The organism is Bradyrhizobium aeschynomenes (assembly GCF_013178945.1).
GTDB lineage: Bacteria > Pseudomonadota > Alphaproteobacteria > Rhizobiales > Xanthobacteraceae > Bradyrhizobium > Bradyrhizobium aeschynomenes.
Genome location: NZ_JABFDM010000003.1, coordinates 519,528 through 539,906, shown reverse-complemented (window position 1 = coordinate 539,906; position 20,379 = coordinate 519,528). Strand labels below are relative to the sequence as shown.

Sequence of the window (20,379 nt, the reverse complement as noted above, 5' to 3'; positions counted from 1 at the left end):
TCCGTTTCCTGCAAGGCAAAATCGTCCGACAAGAACAAAGCCCAAGAACAAAGCCCAGGTGAGGACGCAGGAATGACGGGGCCGATCAGGCACATCGTGATGTGGCGGCTGCGTGCCGAGACGGCCGCCGAACGCGCGGCGGCCCGGCTCAAGGTCAAGACCCTGTTCGAGGGCCTCAGGGGCCGCATCGACGGCCTGACCCACATCGAGGTCGGTCTCGATGTCAGCGACGTCGACTATGCCTGCGACGTCGTCCTGTTCTCAGAATTCGCCAGCAGCGCCGCGCTGCGGGCCTATGCCTCGCACCCCGAGCACCTGCGCGTGCGCGAGGAGCTCGGCGACCTCAGGATCGGCCGCTTCCAGGTGGACTATCCGATCGATGCGGCGACCGGCGCATGACGGGGGCATTCACCTTCCACAACCTGCCACGCCCGCGCCTGCCTGGCTACGGAGCGCGCGGCAGATCAAGCGAATAACGGACGCATCGATGTCACTTCCCGACCAACGCCTCGCCTTCATCGGCATCGGCAAGATCGGCCTGCCGATCGCAGCGCGGCTTGCCAAGGCGGGCTACGACGTCACCGCCTTCGACCGCAACGCTGAACGGCTCGACGAGGCGCGCGCGCTCGGCATCGTCGCTGCGACGTCCGCGACGGAGGCGGTGCGCGACCAGGCCGCGGTCGTCTCGTCGCTGCCGGACGACACCGCGTTGCGCATGGCGATGCTGGGCGACGGTGGACTGATCGCGGCCATGGCGCCCGGTACGATCCTGATCGAGACGAGCACCGTGGGCGTCGATGCGTCGAACGCGGTCGCCACTGCCGCCGAGGCCCGCGCCATCGCGTATCTCCGCACGCCGGTCTCCGGCAATGCCAGCATCGCCCACACCGGCGAGCTGACCTGCTTCGTGTCCGGGCCGAAAGAGGCTTTCGCACGGGTCACGCCGCTGCTGGCGAGCTTCACACGCGCGCAGACCTATCTCGGCGCGGCCGAAGAGGCACGCTACGCCAAGCTCGCCGTCAACCTGATGATCGCGACGACCGCGGCGATGATGGCCGAGAGCCTGGCGCTGGCGCGCAAGGGCGGCATCGCCTGGCCGGACATTCTGCAGGTGCTGCACGACAGCGCGGTCGCCTCTCCGATGGTGAAGTACAAGACCGCGCCGCTGCTGGCCCGCGACTTTGCCGCGACGTTCTCCTGCGCGCAGATGGCCAAGGACCTCGATCTCATCCTCGGTGCCGGCCACGCCGTCGGCGTGCCGCTGCAATTGGCGGCGCAGGTGCGCGAGACCTATGCCGCGCTGATCGCACAGGGCGAGGCGGCGACCGACTTCCTCGCCACCGTCCGGCATGTCGAACGACTGTCCGGGCTCGGCGAGCCCCTCTGACAGGAGACCGCGTCGTTGCGCAATTTCGACGAGACCACGATCACCGATGCCGTGCTCGAGCGGCTTGCGGAGGCAAGCGATCCACGCGTCAAGCAGGTCAGCGAGGCGCTGGTGCGCCATCTCCATGCCTTCGTGCGCGAGGTCCGTCCGACCCAGCAGGAATGGGAGTTCGGCATCGACTTCCTCACCCGTACCGGCCGGATGTGCGACGACAAGCGCCAGGAGTTCATCCTGCTGTCGGACACGCTCGGCGTCTCCATGCTGGTCGACGCCATCAACCATCCCGTGCCGGAAGGCGCCACCGAGACCACTGTGCTCGGCCCGTTCTTCGTCCAGGCCGCGCCGGAGCGCGCCAGCGGCGACGACATCTCGGGGCCGATGAAGGGCGATCCGCTGCTCGTGACCGGCTCGGTGTCGAGCGCGGACGGCCGGCCGCTTGCCGGAGCGGTTGTCGACGTCTGGCATTCCGACGATGACGGCTATTACGACGTGCAGCGGCTCGAGCAGATCGGCGATCTCGCGATGCGCGCGCGCTTCCGCACCGACGCCGAGGGGCGCTTCCATTTCTGGTCGATCAAGCCCGCCGCCTACCCGATCCCCAACGACGGTCCGGTCGGCGACATGCTGGCGGCGCAGGGACGCCATCCGTGGCGGCCGGCGCATGTGCATTTCATGATCTCGGCGCCGGGCTTCGAGCGGCTGGTGACCCACGTGTTCGTCGCGGGCGACCAGTATCTCGATTCCGACGTCGTGTTCGGCGTCAAGGACAGCCTGATCCGCGACTTCACGCGCGGCCCGCCGGGCCGTGCGCCAGATGGCCGCATGGCGAGCGAGGGATATTTCCATCTCAACTATGATTTCGGCCTGAAACAGCTTGCGAAGCGCGGGGATCCGGCTTGAGCTGAGCGGACGACAAGGACCGTCAAGAGTCCTGTCATCGTCGAGGAAGCGGACGGGAGGAATGATGGATTTGCGGGTCGGCACCGGCGCATTGGCCGAGCGGCTTTCGAACCTGATCGGGCCACGCGCGAGCCTCGCGCGCGGCGTGCTGGATCAGCACGGCCGGAGCGAATCGTACTACCCCGCGATGCCGCCCGACATCGTCGTGTTCCCGGAGACGACGCAGGAAGTCGGTGCCATCGTCAGGCTGTGCGCCGAGGCCGGCACGCCGATCGTGCCGTTCGGCGCCGGCACCTCGCTCGAAGGCAATGCCGCGTCGGTGGCGGGCGGCGTGTGTATCGACTTCGCCCGTATGAACAAGGTGCTGGCCGTGCACGAGGCCGACATGGACGTGGTGGTGCAGCCCGGCATCACGCGCAAGCAGCTCAATGCCGAACTGCGCACGACCGGCCTGTTCTTTCCGATCGATCCCGGCGCCGACGCCTCGATCGGCGGCATGAGTTCGACGCGCGCCTCCGGCACCATGGCGGTCCGCTACGGCACGATGAAGGACAATGTTCTCGCCCTCGAGGTGGTGCTGGCCGACGGCCGGGTGATCCGCACCGCGAGGCGCGCGCGCAAATCGGCCGCCGGCTATGATCTGACGCGGCTGTTCGTCGGGGCGGAGGGGACGCTCGGCATCATCACCGAAATCACGCTGAAGCTGCATCCGATTCCGCAGGCGATCTCGGCCGCGACCTGCAGCTTCCCGACCCTGCACGACGCAGTCGACACTGCCATCGCGCTGATCCAGTCGGCCGTTCCCGCCGCCCGGATCGAGCTCCTCGACGACGTCATGATCCGCGGCATCAACGCCTATTCCAGGCTCGGCTATCAGGAGACGCCGACCCTGTTCCTGGAATTCCACGGCTCGGAGGCGGCCGTCGCCGAGCAGGCGCAGACCGCGGAGGCGATCGCAATCGAGCATCGCGGCCGCGGCTTTGCCTGGGCGAAGGCGGCCGAGGACCGCAGCCGGCTGTGGCACGCACGCGACAACACGCTGTATGCCGGCCTTGGCGTGCGGCCGGGCGCGCGCGCCGTCATCACCGATGTCTGCGTGCCGATCTCGCGCCTCGCGGACTGCCTGACGCAGACGCGCCGGGACGCCGATGCCAACGGCTTCATTGCGCCGATCGTCGGCCATGTCGGCGACGGCAATTTCCACATGCTGATCCTGGTCGATCCCGACGATCCGAACGAGCTCGCCGGCGCCAAGGCGCTGCAGGCGCGCATGGTGGCGCGGGCGATCGCGCTGGACGGCACCTGCACCGGCGAGCACGGCATCGGCCTCGGCAAGGTCGATTATCTCCAGGACGAGCTCGGCGACGCCGTCGCGGTGATGCGCGCCATCAAGGCCGCGCTCGATCCGAACGGGCTGATGAATCCAGGCAAGATCCTTGCCGACGGAGCGCTGCCATGAGCGCTGAGACGAGTGCTGCGACGCTCGATGCGGCATCGCACGTGCCCCTGCTGGAGCTGCGCGGCATCAGCAAGGAATTTCCCGGCGTCAAGGCGCTGGACGACGTGTCGTTTGCGATTCACCCGGGCGAAGTCCACATGCTGCTCGGCGAGAACGGCGCCGGCAAATCCAGCCTGATGAAGGTGCTGTGCGGCGCCTATCGTGCCGACGCCGGAGCTATCTACTACAAGGGCAACCAGGTCACGATCGGCTCGACGGCCGATGCGCAGACCCTCGGCATCGCCGTCATCTTCCAGGAATTCTCTCTCGTTCCGTTCCTCGACATCGCGCAGAACATGTTTCTCGGCCGCGAGCCGAAAGGCCGTCTGCCCGGCACGATCGATCGCCGCAAGATCCTGGCCGATGCACGGCACGTGCTCGAGGGCATCGGCTTCGACATCGATCCCTCCGTCATCGTCGACACGCTCGGCGTCGCGCAGCAGCAGATGGTCGAGATCGCCAAGGCGATCAGCCAGAACGCGCGCATCCTGGTGATGGACGAGCCGACCGCGGCGCTGTCCGACCGCGAGGCGGAGCTGCTGTTCGCGCTGATCGGGCGGCTGAAGGCCGAGGGTGTTGCGATCGTCTACATCTCTCACCGCATGGCCGAGGTGTTCGCGATCGGCGACCGCATCACCGTGCTGCGCGACGGCCGCCGCATCGACCAGATCCGCCCCGCCGACGTCACGCCAGAGCAGCTCGTTCGCATGATGGTCGGCCGCAATGTCGACATGACCTATCCACGCCATTTCGCCGAGCAGCCGGGCGAGCTCGTGCTGCAGGTGAAGGGGCTGAGCGCGACGACCGGCATCTCCGACATCAACATCGAGGTGCGGCGCGGCGAGATCGTCGGGCTGTGCGGCCTCGTCGGGTCCGGCCGCACCGAGGTGGCGCGCGCGATCTTCGGCGCCGATCCGATCAGCGAAGGCGAGATCATCTTCGACGGCAAGCCGATTGCCGGCGAGCCCGATGTCGCCGCCCGGCGCGGCATCGCGCTGATCCCGGAGAGCCGCAAGAGCGAGGGTCTCGCGCTGCTGCGCTCGGTCGGCGACAATCTCGTGGTCGCAGCGCTGAAGAAGCTGTTTCCGAGCGGGCTGTTCGATCCGCGCAGCGCACAGCGCACGGCGGACGGGCTGATCAGGCAATTGCGGATCGCAACGCCCGCGGCGCGGCAGACGGTCGGCCTGCTCTCCGGCGGCAATCAGCAGAAGGTCGTGATCGGCAAATGGCTGGCGGCCGGTGCCAGGCTGTTCATCTTCGACGAGCCGACGCGCGGCATCGACGTCGGCGCCAAGTCCGAGATCTTCGCGCTGATCGACCGGCTGGTCGCCGAGGGCGCGGCGGCGCTGATGATCTCGTCCGAGCAGATCGAGATCTGCCACGTCTGCGACCGCGCCTATGTCATGCGCGAGGGCCGCGTCGCCGGGCACCTCGCGCGCAGCGAGCTGACCGAGGAGAATATCGTGCGACTGGGGATGCATGATGAGTGACATGGCCATCGTCTCGCCGATCCGCACGCTGCAACGCCTGCCCGGCGTGGCGATCGTCCTGGTGCTGCTGATCGCGCTGTTCGGCGCGATCGCGCCGGGCTTCCTGTCGGCCGCGAACCTCTCCAACGTGCTGGTGCAATCCACCATCCTGACCATGCTGGCACTGCCGATGACCTTGATCATCATGACCGAGGGCATCGACCTGTCGATGGGCGCGGTGCTCACCCTGACGTCGCTATGCGTCGCCATCGTCTCGCTTGCCACGACATCCATGCTGCTGGGCCTCTGTGCCGCCGTGCTGGTCGGGACGGTATTCGGCCTCGCCAATGGTTGGCTGGTGGCGATCGCCAAGATCCCGCCCTTCGTGGCGACGCTCGCGACGCTCGGCATGGCGCACGGCCTGTCGCTGATCGTCAGCGACGGCCAGAGCGTGGTCGGCATTCCCCACAGCGTGCGCGACATCTATTCGGCGCATCTGCTGGGCATTCCCGTGCCGATCCTGATGGGCGTCGCGAGCTACGGCGTCTTTCATGGCCTGCTCTATCACACCCGGTTCGGCACCTATGTGTTCGCGCTTGGCGGCAACCGCGAGGCGCTCAGATATGCAGGCCTGTCGCCCACCCGGCTGCTGATCACAGTCTACGCCATCGGCGGCTTGATGGCCGGCGTTGCGGGCCTGCTGATGACGGCGCGGATGAATTCGGGGCATCCGACCGCGGGGCTGGGGCTCGAATTCGATGCGATCGCGGCGGTCGCGGTCGGCGGCACGTCGTTCGAGCGCGGCAATGGCTGGCTGCTCGGCACCCTGCTCGGCGTGCTCGCCGTTGGCGTGCTGCGCAACGGGCTCAATCTGATCTCGCTGCCCTCCTCCGTCCAGGTCGCGAGCGTGGGCGTGCTCGTGATCGCTGCCATGTTCCTCGACGGATTGCGGAGCCGCGCATGAGCGATGTCGCCAAACCTGCGCCGCTGCCGCAGTGGTCGTTCCTGTCGCAGAATGCGGCGCAATTGTTCTACCGGCTGCTGGCCGCCTTCCTCATCTGCCTCGTGCTGAGCGTCCTGAGCGAGTCCTTCCTGAGCCTCGGCAACATTCTCAACGTGCTCAGACAGGCGAGCCTCACCTTCTTCATCGCCTCGGGCCTGACGCTCGTGGTGCTGACGGCCGGCCTCGATCTGTCGGTCGGCGCCAATGTCGCGCTGTCGGCCTGCCTCGCCGGCACCGTCATCCATCAGACCGGCTCGCCAGTGCTCGGCATCCTCACCGGCCTCGCGGCCGGCGGCACCGTCGGACTGATGAACGGGGTCATGGTGACGGCGATGCGCATCCCCTCCTTCATCGCCACCTATGGCATGCTGTGGGTGCTGAACGGCGTGACCTACTGGTACATGGCCGGCGAGACGATCCACGGATTTCCCGCCGGCTTCCGCCAGATCGGCAGCGGCTACTTCCTCGGGCTGCCGATCCCGGTCTATCTGCTGCTGGTGTTTCTCGCGATCGGATCGTTCTTCGCGCAACGGACGACCTGGGGCCAGGAGATCTACGCGATCGGCGCCAATCCCGTGGCGGCACGCCTTTCGGGCATTCCGGTCAACCGAAGGCTGCTGCTGGTCTACACCGTGTCGGGCACCATGGCGGGGCTGGCGTCCATCATTTTCCTGTCGCGCCTGAACTCGGCCGAGGCCGATATCGGCGAGAGCCTGACCCTGCCGGCCATCGCAGCCGTGCTGATCGGCGGTACCTCGCTGTTCGGCGGCGTCGGCACCATCTTCGGCACCTTCGTCGGATCGCTGATCCTGACGCTCGTGCTCAACGGCATGAACCTGCTGTCGATCAACGCCAACTGGCAGCCGCTCGTCACCGGGATCATCGTGATCATCGCCGTCTGGCTCGACATGAAAACGCGGCGTCCGACGGCATGAGCTTTCAACGACAAGAATGACAACCAGGGAGGACACGAAATGGACCACCGGAAATCCTGCTATCTTGCCCTATCGCTGCTGATCGCATCGGCTACGACACAGGCCCGCGCCGACGGCGAGACGATTGCCGTGTTCACCAAGAATCAGACCAACCCGTTCTTCCAGACCGTACGGGTCGGCGCCGACAACATGGCGAAGGCGCTGAACGCCAAGATCCTGCACTACATCCCGACCAAGCCGGACTCGATCCCCGAGCAGCTCAGCCAGATCGAGGATGTGGTGGTGAAGAAGCCGAGCGCCATCGTGTTCACGCCGGTGGACTACAAGGCGATGGTTCCGGGGGTCGAGAAGATCAACGACGCCAAGATCCCCGTCGTCAACATCACCGACCGCTCCGCCGGCGGCAAGTTCGTCTCCTTCATCGGCGCGGACGACTACAGCCTCGGCCTGGAGACCGGACGCTTCCTGCTCAAGACGCTCGGCGGCAAGGGCAACGTGGTCATCATCGAAGGCGTCAAGGGCTCGCTGACCAATGTCGACCGCGTCCGCGGCTTCAACGATGCGTTGAAGGAGAACCCCGGTGCGAAGCTGCTGGCGTCGCAGCCCGGCAACTACCAGCGGCTGCAGGCGCTGCAGGTGATGGAGAACCTGATGCAGTCCAATGCGCAGATCGACGGCGTGCTCGCGGCCAACGATGCGATGGCGGTCGGCGCGATCGAGGCGCTGGACGGCGCCAACCGCAAGGCGCTGGTGATCGGCATCAACGGCACGAAGGAGGCGATCGACGCCATCAAGTCCGGCAAGCTGCTGGCCAGCGGCGACTATAACGGCTTCGCGCAGGGCTGCCTCGGCACCATGATGGCGATCCGCTCGCTGCGCGGCCAGCCCGTCATCGCGGAGATCGTGCTGAAGCCGACCGTCATCACCAAGGACAATTATCAGCCGTTCGACGTATCGCTGGAGCAGCGCACCTGCCCGAGCTTCGAGGACGCCAGCAAGCTCGGCGCGAAATAGGATCGGCTCGTCATTGCGGGACGGCGTGCAGCAGGCAGCCGCCCCGCGTCAATCGCGGAGAGAGACATGCTGTTTGCCATTCACGCCCTCGACAAGCCGGACGCGCTGCCGGTGCGGCTTGCCAATTACGATGCTCACAAGGCCTATCTCGAGGATGGCGCCCGCCTCCCCGTCACCATCGTGATGTCCGGCCCGCTCGTCTCGGATGACGGTGCGACGATGATCGGAAGCCTGTTCCTGGTCGAGGCTCCCGGCCGCGCCGAGGCCGAGGCGTTCAACCGCGCCGATCCGTTTGCCGCTGCCGGGATCTGGGAGAAGGTGACGATCACCGGCTTCTTCCGCCGCAAGGGCTAGTCGGCCCCCAGCTCGACGCCGGCCAGCGCCTCGCTCAGCTTCGCCAGCGCCGTGTGGTCCTGGCCCGGCCCGAGCAGGCCTTGCGCGCTGGCGCTCAGCTCGCGGCAGAGGTTGGAGAACGGCGCGGCAACGCCGGCCGCACGCGCGACTTCAAGGGCGATCGACAGGTCCTTGACCATCAGATCGAGCCCGAAGCCGCTGTTGAACTTGCGCGACAGCACGAACTGCCTGAACTTCTTCTGCGTCGAATTGTTCATACCGGTCGAGGCATTGAGCACGTCGGTCATCAGGCCGGGGTCGATACCGAACTGCTGGCCGATCAGGAGCGCCTCGATGCCGATCAGGAAGCCGCCGGCGGAGACGAGATTGTTGAGCGCCTTCATCGCCTGGCCCGAACCGAGCCCGCCGATACGGTGGATCGTAGTGCCCATGGCGCGCAGCAGCGGCTCGACGCGGTCGAGCGCGGCCGCATCGCCGCCGGCCATGATCGCGAGTTCGCCGGTTACCGCGCGCGGCACGCCGCCGCTGACGGGCGCGTCGAGCATGATGACGCCGAGCGGGGCGAGATCGGCCGCGATCGCCTGCGTCGCCGCAGGCGCACCGGAGCTCATGTCGATGAGGACGTGGTCCTGCTTCAGGCCGGCGCGCAATGCCGCGACCGCGTCGGCGACATGTTTGCTGGTCGGCAGCATCGTGATGATGACCTCGGCCTGCGCTGCCGCCGCGCCGAGATCCGCCGCCAAGGCGCCGCCGACCTGGCGGACGAAATCGGCGCCGCGGCCCGGCACGGCATCATTGACGGCCACCGTGAAGCCGGCGCCGAGCAGGCGCGCGGCCATCGGCCAGCCCATGTTGCCGATGCCGACGAACAGGATGCTCTGCGGCGCGCTCATGCGCCGTCCTTCTTGGCGATGGCGCCCTCCGCGACCAGCACCTCATGCGCCGCCTTGAACGCTTCGAGACCTGCGGGGATGCCGCAATAGACGGTGGCGTGCAGCAGGATCTCCTTGATCTCGTCGACGGTCACGCCGTTGGTGAGCGCGCCTTTGACGTGCAGCTTCAATTCGCTCGGCTTGCTGAGCGCGGTGAGCATCGCCAGATTGACGATGCTGCGCGTGCGGCGGTCGAGACCCGGCCGCGTCCAGGCATAGCCCCAGCACATCTCGGTGGTGATGTGCTGGAACGCCATCATGAAGTCGTCGGCCTTGGCCAGGCTGCCATCGACATAGGACGCGCCGAGCACCTCGCGCCGCACCTTCAGACCCTTCTCAAACAACTCGCTCTCGTCACTCATCCGCTCGTCTCCTCTGCTGCAAGGCTGAAATGTGTTAGCGCGCCGCCGTGCGGACTGACAACGCGGCCGCGGGGACGCGGTCATCGTCGTCCGCCCGGCGGAATTGATCCCAATTCGATTTCCGCAGTCTAGCCGTGCTTGACGATCAGGGTCTTCATCGCCGCGAGTTCGTAAAGCGCCTCGAAGCCCTTCTCGCGGCCGTGGCCCGACTTCTTCATGCCGCCGAAGGGCAGCTCGATGCCGCCGCCGGCGCCGTAGCCGTTGACGAACATCTGACCGACCTTGACCTTGCGCGCGACGCGCATCGCCCGCGAGCCGTCGCCCGACCAGACGCCGGCGACCAGGCCGAACTCCGTATCATTTGCGAGCCTGATCGCATCGGCCTCGTCGTCGAAGGGCATCGCCGCCAGCACGGGACCGAACACCTCCTCGCGCGCCAGCTCGGAGTCGCGCGCGACATGCTGATACAGCGCCGGCGCGACGTAGAAGCCCTCGCCGGGCACGCCCTCGGCGATCCTGCCGGACGCCACCCGCCTGGCCCCGCCGCCTTCGGCCCGCGCCAGCATGTTCTCGATGCGCTTCTTCTGAACCGCGCTGATGACCGGGCCGAGATCGAGGTCCATCTCCGGCGTGCCGGCGGTGATCTTCTCGAAGCGCAAGGTGAGGTCGGCGAGGAAGCGATCCCAGATCGAACGCTCCACCAGCACGCGCGACCCGGCCGAGCAGGTCTGGCCGGCATTCTGCACGATCGCAGCCGCCACCGATGTCAATGCCGCATCGAGATCGGCGTCCGCAAACACGATCTGCGGCGACTTGCCGCCGAGTTCGAGCGTGCAGCCGATATGGTTCCTCGCAGCCGCCGTCTGCACCAGGGTGCCGACCTCGGGGCTGCCGGTGAACGAGATGAAGTCGATGCCGTCATGCGCCGACAGTGCCGCGCCGGCTTCCTCACCGAGGCCGGGGACGACGTTGATCGCGCCCGCTGGGAAACCGGCTTCCGCGGCAAGCTCCGCGAGCCGCAGCGGCACCAGGCAGGCCTCCTCGGCCGGCTTGATCACGGTCGCATTGCCCATCGCCAGCGCCGGCGCGACGGTGCGGCCGAACATCTGGCCCGGATAGTTCCAGGGAATGATGTGGCCGGTGACGCCGAGCGGCTCGTACACCGTGGTGACGAAGAAGCCGTCCAGGAAGGGAATGGTGTCGCCGTGTACCTTGTCGGCGGCGCCGCCATAATATTCGAAGTAGCGCGCCACGGCGGCAATGTCGGCCTTGGCCTGCTTCATCGGCTTACCGGTGTCGGCCGCTTCGAGCTTCGCCAGTTCCTCGGCATTGTCCTCGACGAGGCGGCCGAGCTTCGACAGCAGGCGCCCGCGTTCGACCGCGGCCAGCCGGCCCCATGGACCTTCGAGAGCGCGGCGCGCGGCAGCAACGGCGAGATCGATGTCGGCCGCGTCGCCGGCCGCGATCGAGGCGATCACCTGGCCGGTCGCCGGAGCGAGCATCGCAATGGTCCGGCCCGATCGTGCGGGCTGCCATGTGTTGTCGATGAAGACACCTTTGGCGGCAGGCAGTTTGACATTGGCGTTCATGATAGGTCTCCCACGTCTCTCGATCCCTCGCAGTCCGGCTGGAGCAGCCATTCGCGCCCGCTGCGGTCGCAGGGGCAGCGATCCGGATTGTCCGTTGGACAGATAGACCTTCTGCGGCTCGCCGTCGATCACCTCGGATGCCGGCGCCGCTCGTCGGGGCACCCGGCGCCTGCTAGGCATGCCGGCTCATCGTCGGCGCATAGAGGGCTTCCTGCTCGCGGCGCAGGCGCACGGCCGGCAGAGTCTCGTCGATCGCGACGTCCGACCACGTGATGCAGGCATCCTTGGCGACCGGCCGGACCAGGCGGACCTGGTGAGCAAGCCCGAGCGGAAGATAGCCCTGCGCCAGAGACGTCTCCGCGGGCGTGAGCTTGCCGAAAACGGTGTAGCCGCCTTCGCCGTCGAGCACATCGCCCGGCGCGAGATCACGTTTCGCCGTCGCGGCGACGTCGGCATTGAAGCAGATCGCGGCCCCGGTCGGCTCGCCCCGCAGCGCCACCGACGCCACCGAGATGCCGAGCTCGAGGCCGATGAGATGCCATTTCTTGTAGGAGCTCATGTAGCGGCCGCTCGGATCGGTGACCACCTTGTACTCCTCGAAACAGTTGCGGATGTAGTCGCTGTCGCCCTCGAAACAGACCCACACGCCCTTGCGGATGTCATTGGGGATGGGCTGCCCCTCCGCGGTGAGGCAGGACACGACCTCGACCTGCCCCTTGGCCTCCAGCACGCCGCCTTCCGCGCGCGGACGCATCAGGGTCGGAATGTCGTCCACCGAGCCAGGCGGAAAAGCGAGCCCATGCGATGGCGCTGCGAGCCCGGTCGCATTCGCAATCGCCGCGGATTCGATCGCCGGCTTGGAGCCGTCGAGAAAGGCATTGAACATCTTCGGATTCAAGCCGCCACGCGCGGCCTGCTCGGCGGTCAGGCCCCAATGATCCCACACCGTCTCCGGCGTCGACTCACGATATTGCGGCAGCCATTTGTGGCCGCGTCCGGCAGCGACCACCGGAAACCCGCAGGCACGTGCCCAGTCGACCAGATCGCAGGCCAGCGCCGGTTGATCGCCGTAGGCAAGGCTGTAGATGACGCCGGCCTGCTTCGCCTTGTGCGCCAGGATCGGCCCGCAGAAGGCATCGGCCTCGACGGTGACGTTGATGACCGGCTTGCCCGCGGCAAACGCCGCGAGGCAGTGCTCGACCGCGGCCACGGGGTTGCCGGTGCATTCGGCAATGACGTCGATCGCATCGCATCCGATCAGCGACTCCCAGTCGTCGGTGAGGAAGGTCGTGCCATGCTTGAGCGCGTCATCAAGAGAAGCGGCCGCATAGCGCTCCTCGGTCCAGCCCACGCGCTTCAGGTTCTCGATGGCGCGGGCCGGCGACAGATCGGCGATGCCTACGAGATGGATGCCGGGTGTCCGGAGAACCTGATGCAGATACATCGCGCCGAACTTTCCAGCTCCGATCAGTCCCACCCTGACGGGCCGGCGCGCGACGTTGCGCTCCATGAGCTTGGCGTAGAGGTTCACGGGGCGGATCTCCTCGGCTGTTCAGGGCGAATCTAAAGTTTTCGGGCAATTTGTTTGCGCACGCTTGATGAGAACTTCAAGACGTCGTTCCCGCCAAAATCGTGTCCGCGCGTGCCCACCCATCACGCAGAATGGCGTCGTCACCGAGCCCGCTGACATGCGGGCTGACGAGGCAAGAACAGGCCGAGACGAGTCCAGCCAGGGCGACAGCGACCTCGCCCGGATTACGGCGCGGACGGAGAAACACGTCCGGCCGGCGCGACGCGCAGTCAGCAGCGACGACGGCGAATGCGCGTCATCGTTTGGCCCCCGCCAGCGCGACGACGATGGCTTCGGACAATTGGCTCAAGCGAAATGGCTTCGCGAGGAGCCTGGTGGTGGCGCGAAAATCCTCTGGCACCAGCGAGGGGTCGGCAAAGCCGGACATGAAGAGAATCGGCAGGTCGGGCCACCTGCCGCGCACCTGCCGCGCAAGCTCGATGCCGGTCATGCTGCTTGGCAGGAGAATATCGGTCAGCAGCAGCGAGACCGGCTCCGATCGCTCCAACGCGGCGATTGCCGCGGCCGCATTGACGACCACCACGGGGTTGTATCCGAGCGAGGTCAGCATGGTGGAAGCCATGGCCCCAACCAGCACATTGTCCTCCACCACCAGGATGCGCTCGCCGGTGTCCGGTCGGGGCTGTCGGGTTACGCCGGCGCGCGGCTGCTCGGCATCGCCAGGTCCCGCGCTCGGCAGATACAGCGTGACGCGGGTCCCCTGCCCGACCTGACTCGCGATCACCGCCGTGCCCCCGGACTGCCTGGCAAAGCCGTACACCATGCTGAGGCCGAGCCCGCTGCCCTTGCCGAACTCCTTGGTGGTGAAGAAGGGCTCGAAGGCGCGGCGCGCGATGTCGGGCGGCATTCCGGCGCCCAGGTCCGACACCGCGATCGTGACGTAGTCACCGGCCGCAATGCGCTCGTCGCCATCATCGAGGGGCTGGTCGAGCACCGCGTTCGCGGTCGTGATCGTCAGGCGCCCGCTGCCGGCCATGGCATCCCGCGCATTGAGCGCCAGGTTGAGCAGCGCGTTCTGCAACTGCGTCGGATCGATCAGGCAGCGCCACAGCAGCGGGTCCAGCGCGACGTCGATCTCGATGGTCTCGCCGAGCGTCCGCTGCAGGATCGTCGTCATGCCGCCGACCAGCTCGTTCGCGTCGGTGATCTGCGGCCGGAGCGTCTGCTTGCGGGCGAAGGCCAGCAGGCGGCGGTTGAGATCGGCGACGCGCTCCGCCGCCTCGATCGCCCGCTCGGCCATGCCGCGACAGGACGCCTCGGCGGGCGGCAATGCGTCGAGCAGCATATCGAGATTGCCGAGCGTCGCCGCCAGCATGTTGTTGGAGTCATGCGCGATGCCACCGGCCAGCTGTCCGATCGCTTCCATCTTCTGGGCCTGACGCAGCTCGTCCTCGATGCGCTTGCGCTCGGTGATATCGACCGACAGCACGAAGTAGCCGCGCACGGTGCCGTCCTGGCCGCAATCCGGTACCCGGATGGTCTCGCACCAGCGTTCCCGGCCGTCGGGAAATGCGGCCTTCTCCTCGCCGCCGATGGTTCGCCCGGCCAGCACGGCCTCGATCCTGGGCCTCGCTTCGTCAACATGGCTGGAATCGATGAAGTCGTCGATCCTTCGGCTGCGGATGGCTTCCGGGGATGGTTCGGCATACCATTCGCGCGCAACGCGGTTGGCATAGCGGATCTGGCCGTCGGCCCCGACATGGATGATCAGCGCGGGGACGTTTTCGGTGACGAGCTGATGCTGTTCCAGATTGTCGCGCAATGCCTGCTCCGAGGCCGCGCGCAGCCGCCATTGCCGCGCCAGGCCGAGACCGAATCCGGCAATCAGCAGATTGAGCCCGGCGGCGACGACGCTGTAATACACGGCATTGTTCTTCCAGCCCGCCAGATATTCGATCGGATGGCGCGCCACGGTCACGACCAGCGGCAGGCCGGCCACCCGCCGATAGCTGATGCTGCGCGAGACGCCGTCGGTGACACCGCTGCCTTCGAAGCTCCCGTGAGGTGCTTGCGGAAGGAACTGCGTGAACAGCCGGTTCGATCGAACGTTGCGGCCGGCAAACGCGTCTGCGTTCGGCGTGCGAAGCAGGATCGTGCCGTCGTCGCGGTACAGCGTGACGGTGCCGCGCTGCCCCACGTTGAGCGACAGGAAGAACTGCCGGAGATTCTCGTAGTCGACGGGCACCACGACGACGCCGGCAAAACGTCCGCTCATCATGAATGCGCGGCTCACCGCGATGAAGAGACCTTTGTTGACGCGCGAGGCCACGGGAACATCGATGAAGAGCCCGCGGTCGGGGTCATCCCGTTGAACCTGGAAATAGGTGCGATCGGCGAAATTGTTCTCGCGGCCGGGCACGCCGTTGCCGGCGCTATCCCCCAGCAGATTTCCCTCGGTATCGAGAACGACGATTCCGCCCGCAACGGGGTAGGGCGCCACCCTGTTCTTCAATTCATTGATCAGGGCCGGATTGCCGGGGGTGAGCAGATTCGGATTGCGCGTCAGGTTGTCGATCGTCGTGTTGAGCAGCACGTCGACGCCCTGGATGTTGCGCAGCATGTATTCCTCGAGCGCACGGGCGAGATCGCCATTCGCGGCCTCGGTCGTCCGATAGGTCTCCCAGTAGTTGACGGAGAGCATGTGCGCCACGAAGGCGTCGCAAAGCACCGCCAGCAGGAGGCCGCTCAGCACGATGATCCGGGGAGTCCAGCGCCGGTCGCGCCCGGACCCAGGCTCCTCTCTGGTCAACGTGCCGATGATGCCGCCCTGCCGCAGACCGCGATGGCCGAGAGTCGTTTTGGTTTGGTCCAACATGGCGCCAGAAATTCAGGGGGTCGCGAGCCGTCTGTCGTGGTGTCATTGTCGCGGGAGCGTCAGGCAATCTCCCGGCAGCCCATGTCCCGAGGCGTTCTCGAGATCGAGGCCTCGCAATCGCGAGGTCTGGATAGCACGGTTTGCAGTGGGATGTCATCTTGGGCGGTATCCCCATGGCGCAAAACGGATGGACCGAGAGCTTCCATGGTTGACGCCTTCTCGAAAACGTCAGCGCGAATCGACGCACGCGCAGCCTTCACGCGTTATCCGGCATTGCTCTGCCCTCTTCGTCTCGAGGCGGCGGTCATGAGTGCAAAGCCCGGCCGCATCAGAGTCGCGAAGGCGGCCCCTTTTGCCTCCAGCTCGGCCAGATCTGCAATCGAAGCGCGGTCATGCGCGTCCGGCCACCATCGCCACTCGACCAGCAACGTGCCGCCCTGGATCACCGACACGACCTCGATCGGGCGATCCCGTTCGCGCTCGGCGGCAATCGAAGAACCGGCATCTTCCGAGGCCATCCGCCACCCCGCCGCACCGCGCTCATCGAACAGTCCGAGATAGTTGAAGCTGATCGAGGCACGCGGCAGCAATTGCAGGATGTTGACGGTTTCCGGATTCAGATAACGCAGGAGGCCCCAGCCGATGCCACCGTGCGGCACCTCGCGGAGGTGGTCCTTGATCCGCCGCAGCACCACGCCCGCTGCAGGTCCGCCATGGAGCGCTTCCCTGAGATCGACCTGCGCGGCATCCAGCCGAACCGGAAACATCGTGGTGAGCCAGCCGACGGTGCGAGACAGATCGACCGTCGGGAAAATGCTCTCTCAACCATGTCCCTCGAGATAGACGAGGCGACAGTCTCGGGGCCCCGCGTGCAGCCCGCCAATCCGCCAAGGCGATTGCGAGTGCGGCCAGCAGGACGTCATTGATCCGGCTGTGATAGGCCTTCGGCACGACCGTCAGCAGTGCCTGGGTCTCGTCGGCCGGCACATCGATGGTCAGAGACGTCGTCTCGCCATACGTGGCGCGGCGCGCGCCCGTCGCGTGGTCGACAGGCAAGAGCGGGACATTCCGGCAGATCGAGGTCCAGAAGTCGAGTTGGCCGGCGACGTCGGTCCCGCGCGCGTGATCGGCCAGCCGTCTTGCGCGCCGACTTCCGCGCCTGCGAGACCTATGCGCCAGAGAGGCGCGGAGCGCTGTCAGTTCCGATCGTCGCCTATGGCGGCCTCGACGATGTCGAGGTCGATGCGACCGATCTCCGCGCGTGGCGCAAGGAGACCGAGGCCTCCTGCATCGTTCGGATGTTTCCAGCCAATCATTTCTACATCCGAGATCATGCCGTCACCGTCGCCGCGGCCTTGCAACTCGACCTTCGAACGGCGCTCGCCGCCGCGACACGTCCGTGCACGGACGACAGGGAGGCTGCCGAAGCCATCCGAAACTTCTAAGGACGGTCACCTGTGTCGAGAGATGACAGCCGCGCGGGTGGCGCGCGCATATCCACCGAGCCTCCGCTGATCTGCGGAGAGGCATGTCATGGCAACGATCAAGGGAATGCGAGTAAAGTTGGTAGCGGGGGAGCGCTACCGCCTTTCCCCACACATTGCGAACCTACGATACTTCATCCAATCGTACGCATAGGGCAGTTCATCAGCCTGGGGACGAACGCAGCTCTACACGTACAGAGGAATATTGAATGACCTCGGACTGCCGGTCGGATGAAAAGCGACCTCCTTCGAGAAAAATCGAAGGCGCGCCCTTCTCGGCGTGGCCATGTCGGTTCGGGCGTCGCACCCGTTGTCGAAATTCCACGGCAAGCATTGCAGGGCGGCAAAAAGAGTGTCCGCCAAATTAAGATATCTAAGCTATTGAGATATGTTTTTAATATTTCTCAGTCCCTTAATTGAACACCCGGAATCGTACCCGGCACTGAGATTCATTTAGAAGGCCTGCGCTTGAACTCGCGACAGCGTCGAACTTCCACCTCCTCTACATTTCAAAGCTGCCATCGCAAGGAAGCACAGCCAAAATTAAACTTGGGCGGCCGATGGCCCATGAACGGGTCTTTCCACTCGGCGCTACTTCCGAAGACGCGCGCATTCGTCGATCTGGCTACAAGTACCGAGACAGCGACCGATCGAAGCTCCCACATAAAGGGGTAGCTGGCATGGTGGGTTACCGGGTAATTCCGGTGCGGACCGAACTTGTTCCCACTGATGTAACGGGCGCGTTGGACCGCCCAGTCTTCGTTCTGCTCAAGCAGGACCGCCCCGACGAGACGGACGATGGCGTCCTCGTTTGGGAGATGCCAACGACGTCGGGGCGCCGCTTGATCTCGCCATAGACCTCTCGATTGGATTGGTCGAGTCCAGCTTGGCGCGGTGTTGCACCGGGAAGCTAATATAGGAGAGCACATCAGGCTCTGCCTCATTCATGACGGCGGCGAGCTTGCGCACCTTGGGACGGAGCTGATCGGCGACTTTGCGCCTGGGCTCCCTCGACGTCGTCCTGGGCGAAGGCTGTGGCGGGTGAAGGCAGAGACCACATGGCGTCCGCTCTTACCGGCATGGCCGAGAGCGTTGCGCACGAAGTGAATGCGACCACGCCAGGCGGCATTGAGCACCCTTGGCTGCCGTGCCTTGATGCCTCGTGAGCATCCGAGATCACGAGCTTCACGCAACAGCGACGGCCGGCGCACGGTGCTGGGCATGGACGTCGGACCGTCCAGGGCCCGAAAGTTCTGGACCGCGAGCCTGCGCAAGCTCTCCCGCCTAGGTTTGCGTGGCGCGCCGCAGAACCGCCTCACGTCGCTCTTGGAGATGCCGCTCATCCCCATCGCCTGCACGAGGTCGTCGACCGATCAGGTCGAGACACCCTTTGGGCAGGCTTCCCTTCCCGGATGACGGCCGTCAGCGTCTTCTCGGCCATGCGGCGCGGCTCCAGGAAGCCCGGGAAGTAGTTTCCCTTGCGCAGCTTTGGGATGCGCAGTTCGACTGCACCGGCGCGCGCCTCCCAGGTCCGGCCGCGGTAGCAGTTGCGCTGTGCCAGACGCTCGGAGTTGCCGCGCCTCCAAATCCTGCTGCGTGCACCATCGCTCTTAGGTCCGGACCGTCCCTGCTCTGATGATGTTGGTCAGCATTGAGCCTACTCGGGCGCAAAAGTTTGTTTGATAAGAAAACCCCACGATTCCTCCCCCCAGGAAACCTGTCACCGGGCGAGGACTCCCTCGACCGGCAAACAGGGGGAGCAGATTATGATGAGACCGGCATTTACGTCCCACGCTTCGTGCAGCATGCAGCAACGTGCCATCCCATACATCGTGGTCGATTTATTGCATCGCTACGGCAGATCGGCGCGTTCACATCACGCGGACGTCTTATTCTTCGACAAGGCAGCGGTCAGGCGGCTGACGCGGGATATGGGTGGACCGCGTGGACTGAAGACGATCGAACGCTGGCTCGATGTCTACGCCGTGATCGCAGATGACGGCTCGTTGATCACTGTTGCCCACCAGGGCCGGCGCCACCACCGGCGGCGCTAAGAGTAGCGGGCTCGACCGTCGAGGTCGCGCAACAAATTTTCGGTGCTTCCCAGCAAACGGCACCGACCTCCCCCCAAGGAACGATTGAAGACAACGGGCCGGATGGCCGAACCAGGAAGCTGCAAAATGCTGATCAAGACACTCGCTATCACAGTCGCCACCGCTGGCTTGACCGCTGTCGGCTACGCCGGACTAACGATCGTATCACCGACCACCGCGACCACCATCGAGAGCTTTGTCCGCGACAGCGCGCTAGGCTGGAACGAGGCGGCTTGCGTTTCTAACGCGGAGGGATGCCTCAACAGCCGTTACGAGAAGCTATCTCAGCTGGAGCGGTCGATCGGGCAATCGATCCAGGCGATCAGGGGCGAGTTCGACAAGGTTGCCTCGCTGGTCTCTGAGCAGGAGTTGATCGCAGGCAAGAACACCGCCTTCCTGGAACAGGGGCGTGCAACGTACCGCGACCGGATCGCCTCCCCCGATCAGCCGATCGTGTTTGCCGGCAAGACCTATCCGAACCTGAATATATTCCGCTCACAACTCGAACTCCTCTATCAGGAGAAAGCCGCGCTGGAGCAGAGTCTCGCCTCGGCCCGCGAACTGCGGGGCAAGCTCAAGGATCGGCTTGACGCGCTCATGATACAGGCCGGACAAATCGATCTTGCCAAACGGATGGTGCCCGGCCAGCTGCAGCTCGTGAAAGCCAATCGAGCGCTCTCCGATTTCAGTGCGAACGTAGCGATGATCGATGGCATCATCCGCGGCAGCGAGGCCGGCATCGGCCAGACAGAGCAGTTGATCCGAACGACACGGGACCTGGCGGCGCCCTCGAAATCCCCTGCAAATCCGCCTCGCGCCACGGCCGAAGCGTTTCAGAACTTCCTTCACAACTAGAACAGGTGGTAGCATCTCTTGACCTGCAGCAGACGGGTCAAGAGACTGCGCCGAAACCGCTAGGCGCCACGGTTTACGGTCGCAATGCAGCTTAAGGG

The 20,379-nt window shown here is 65.7% G+C and carries 18 protein-coding genes and 1 pseudogene; 12 read left to right on the top strand and 7 right to left on the bottom strand.

Annotated elements, in window-relative coordinates; genetic code table 11:
- Positions 1-72 precede the first annotated feature (72 nt).
- The 9 genes from HL666_RS11520 to HL666_RS11480 all read left to right on the top strand — a co-directional run bounded on the left by HL666_RS11520 (position 73) and on the right by HL666_RS11480 (position 8,560).
- Positions 73-399, top strand: coding sequence for a Dabb family protein (locus HL666_RS11520; RefSeq protein ID WP_172112303.1), 327 nt, complete (start codon positions 73-75; stop codon positions 397-399).
- A gap of 64 nt (positions 400-463) precedes the next feature.
- On the top strand, positions 464-1,387 hold the full coding sequence (locus HL666_RS11515) for an NAD(P)-dependent oxidoreductase (protein ID WP_347339849.1): 924 nt from the start codon (positions 464-466) through the stop codon (positions 1,385-1,387).
- A gap of 15 nt (positions 1,388-1,402) precedes the next feature.
- Entirely contained in the window at positions 1,403-2,287 is an 885-nt protein-coding gene (locus tag HL666_RS11510) for an intradiol ring-cleavage dioxygenase (RefSeq protein WP_172112305.1), read from the top strand.
- A 64-nt stretch (positions 2,288-2,351) separates the two neighbouring features.
- Entirely contained in the window at positions 2,352-3,746 is a 1,395-nt protein-coding gene (locus HL666_RS11505; RefSeq protein ID WP_172181774.1) for an FAD-linked oxidase C-terminal domain-containing protein, read from the top strand.
- Entirely contained in the window at positions 3,743-5,275 is a 1,533-nt protein-coding gene (locus HL666_RS11500) for a sugar ABC transporter ATP-binding protein (protein ID WP_172181474.1), read from the top strand. The genes HL666_RS11505 and HL666_RS11500 overlap by 4 nt, the downstream gene beginning before the upstream one ends.
- Positions 5,268-6,218, top strand: a complete 951-nt coding sequence (locus HL666_RS11495; protein ID WP_172181472.1) for an ABC transporter permease — start codon at positions 5,268-5,270, stop codon at positions 6,216-6,218. The genes HL666_RS11500 and HL666_RS11495 overlap by 8 nt, the downstream gene beginning before the upstream one ends.
- Positions 6,215-7,192, top strand: a complete 978-nt coding sequence (locus HL666_RS11490) for an ABC transporter permease (protein ID WP_172132370.1) — start codon at positions 6,215-6,217, stop codon at positions 7,190-7,192. Before HL666_RS11495 ends, HL666_RS11490 begins: the two co-directional genes overlap by 4 nt.
- 39 nt (positions 7,193-7,231) lie before the next feature.
- Positions 7,232-8,206 carry a sugar ABC transporter substrate-binding protein gene (locus HL666_RS11485; protein ID WP_172112309.1) on the top strand — a complete coding sequence of 325 codons (975 nt, stop codon included), beginning with the start codon at positions 7,232-7,234 and terminating at the stop codon, positions 8,204-8,206.
- A gap of 66 nt (positions 8,207-8,272) precedes the next feature.
- Positions 8,273-8,560, top strand: a complete 288-nt coding sequence (locus tag HL666_RS11480; protein ID WP_172181470.1) for a YciI family protein — start codon at positions 8,273-8,275, stop codon at positions 8,558-8,560.
- Here the strand turns inward: HL666_RS11480 and HL666_RS11475 are convergent.
- The 6 genes from HL666_RS11475 to HL666_RS34170 form a co-directional block, all read right to left on the bottom strand.
- Positions 8,557-9,453 (bottom strand): NAD(P)-dependent oxidoreductase, encoded by an 897-nt coding sequence (locus HL666_RS11475; protein ID WP_172181468.1) that lies wholly within the window; start codon positions 9,451-9,453, stop codon positions 8,557-8,559. The genes HL666_RS11480 and HL666_RS11475 overlap by 4 nt on opposite strands.
- On the bottom strand, positions 9,450-9,854 hold the full coding sequence (locus HL666_RS11470; RefSeq protein ID WP_172112312.1) for a carboxymuconolactone decarboxylase family protein: 405 nt from the start codon (positions 9,852-9,854) through the stop codon (positions 9,450-9,452). Before HL666_RS11470 ends, HL666_RS11475 begins: the two co-directional genes overlap by 4 nt.
- 128 nt (positions 9,855-9,982) lie before the next feature.
- Positions 9,983-11,443, bottom strand: a complete 1,461-nt coding sequence (locus HL666_RS11465) for an aldehyde dehydrogenase family protein (protein WP_172181466.1) — start codon at positions 11,441-11,443, stop codon at positions 9,983-9,985.
- A 172-nt stretch (positions 11,444-11,615) separates the two neighbouring features.
- Positions 11,616-12,974, bottom strand: coding sequence for an NAD(P)H-dependent oxidoreductase (locus tag HL666_RS11460; RefSeq protein WP_172181464.1), 1,359 nt, complete (start codon positions 12,972-12,974; stop codon positions 11,616-11,618).
- 295 nt (positions 12,975-13,269) lie between these two features.
- Positions 13,270-15,849, bottom strand: a complete 2,580-nt coding sequence (locus HL666_RS11455) for an ATP-binding protein (RefSeq protein ID WP_172181462.1) — start codon at positions 15,847-15,849, stop codon at positions 13,270-13,272.
- Positions 15,850-16,112: 263 nt separating this feature from the next.
- A complete protein-coding gene (locus HL666_RS34170; protein WP_376698587.1) occupies positions 16,113-16,541 on the bottom strand; it encodes a hypothetical protein in 429 nt (142 codons plus the stop codon).
- Between the two features lie 447 nt (positions 16,542-16,988).
- On the opposite strand from HL666_RS34170, the gene HL666_RS34165 reads away from it, so the two are divergent.
- The gene (locus HL666_RS34165; RefSeq protein ID WP_246741518.1) at positions 16,989-17,294 is read left to right on the top strand and encodes a thioesterase II family protein; all 306 of its coding nucleotides are present in this window, start codon (positions 16,989-16,991) and stop codon (positions 17,292-17,294) included.
- A 548-nt stretch (positions 17,295-17,842) separates the two neighbouring features.
- Here HL666_RS34165 and HL666_RS34575 read toward each other — a convergent pair.
- A pseudogene (locus HL666_RS34575) lies at positions 17,843-18,903 on the bottom strand (transposase); the annotation flags it as partial.
- A gap of 235 nt (positions 18,904-19,138) precedes the next feature.
- Here HL666_RS34575 and HL666_RS11430 point away from each other — a divergent pair.
- Both HL666_RS11430 and HL666_RS11425 read left to right on the top strand, forming a co-directional pair.
- Positions 19,139-19,387 carry a hypothetical protein gene (locus tag HL666_RS11430; RefSeq protein WP_246741517.1) on the top strand — a complete coding sequence of 83 codons (249 nt, stop codon included), beginning with the start codon at positions 19,139-19,141 and terminating at the stop codon, positions 19,385-19,387.
- A gap of 126 nt (positions 19,388-19,513) precedes the next feature.
- A complete protein-coding gene (locus HL666_RS11425; RefSeq protein WP_172181458.1) occupies positions 19,514-20,281 on the top strand; it encodes a hypothetical protein in 768 nt (255 codons plus the stop codon).
- Positions 20,282-20,379: the final 98 nt, after the last annotated feature.

Bases quoted from the DNA above. Each gene is read 5' to 3' on its own strand.
- HL666_RS11490 (WP_172132370.1), top strand. From the start codon at position 6,215: ATGAGCGATGTCGCCAAACCTGCGCCGCTGCCGCAGTGGTCGTTCCTG.
- HL666_RS11470 (WP_172112312.1), bottom strand. From the start codon at position 9,854: ATGAGTGACGAGAGCGAGTTGTTTGAGAAGGGTCTGAAGGTGCGGCGC.
- HL666_RS11480 (WP_172181470.1), top strand. From the start codon at position 8,273: ATGCTGTTTGCCATTCACGCCCTCGACAAGCCGGACGCGCTGCCGGTG.
- HL666_RS11455 (WP_172181462.1), bottom strand. From the start codon at position 15,849: ATGTTGGACCAAACCAAAACGACTCTCGGCCATCGCGGTCTGCGGCAG.
- HL666_RS11520 (WP_172112303.1), top strand. From the start codon at position 73: ATGACGGGGCCGATCAGGCACATCGTGATGTGGCGGCTGCGTGCCGAG.
- HL666_RS11430 (WP_246741517.1), top strand. From the start codon at position 19,139: ATGCAGCAACGTGCCATCCCATACATCGTGGTCGATTTATTGCATCGC.
- HL666_RS11465 (WP_172181466.1), bottom strand. From the start codon at position 11,443: ATGAACGCCAATGTCAAACTGCCTGCCGCCAAAGGTGTCTTCATCGAC.
- HL666_RS11485 (WP_172112309.1), top strand. From the start codon at position 7,232: ATGGACCACCGGAAATCCTGCTATCTTGCCCTATCGCTGCTGATCGCA.
- HL666_RS11505 (WP_172181774.1), top strand. From the start codon at position 2,352: ATGGATTTGCGGGTCGGCACCGGCGCATTGGCCGAGCGGCTTTCGAAC.
- HL666_RS11475 (WP_172181468.1), bottom strand. From the start codon at position 9,453: ATGAGCGCGCCGCAGAGCATCCTGTTCGTCGGCATCGGCAACATGGGC.
- HL666_RS11425 (WP_172181458.1), top strand. From the start codon at position 19,514: ATGCTGATCAAGACACTCGCTATCACAGTCGCCACCGCTGGCTTGACC.
- HL666_RS11500 (WP_172181474.1), top strand. From the start codon at position 3,743: ATGAGCGCTGAGACGAGTGCTGCGACGCTCGATGCGGCATCGCACGTG.
- HL666_RS11495 (WP_172181472.1), top strand. From the start codon at position 5,268: ATGAGTGACATGGCCATCGTCTCGCCGATCCGCACGCTGCAACGCCTG.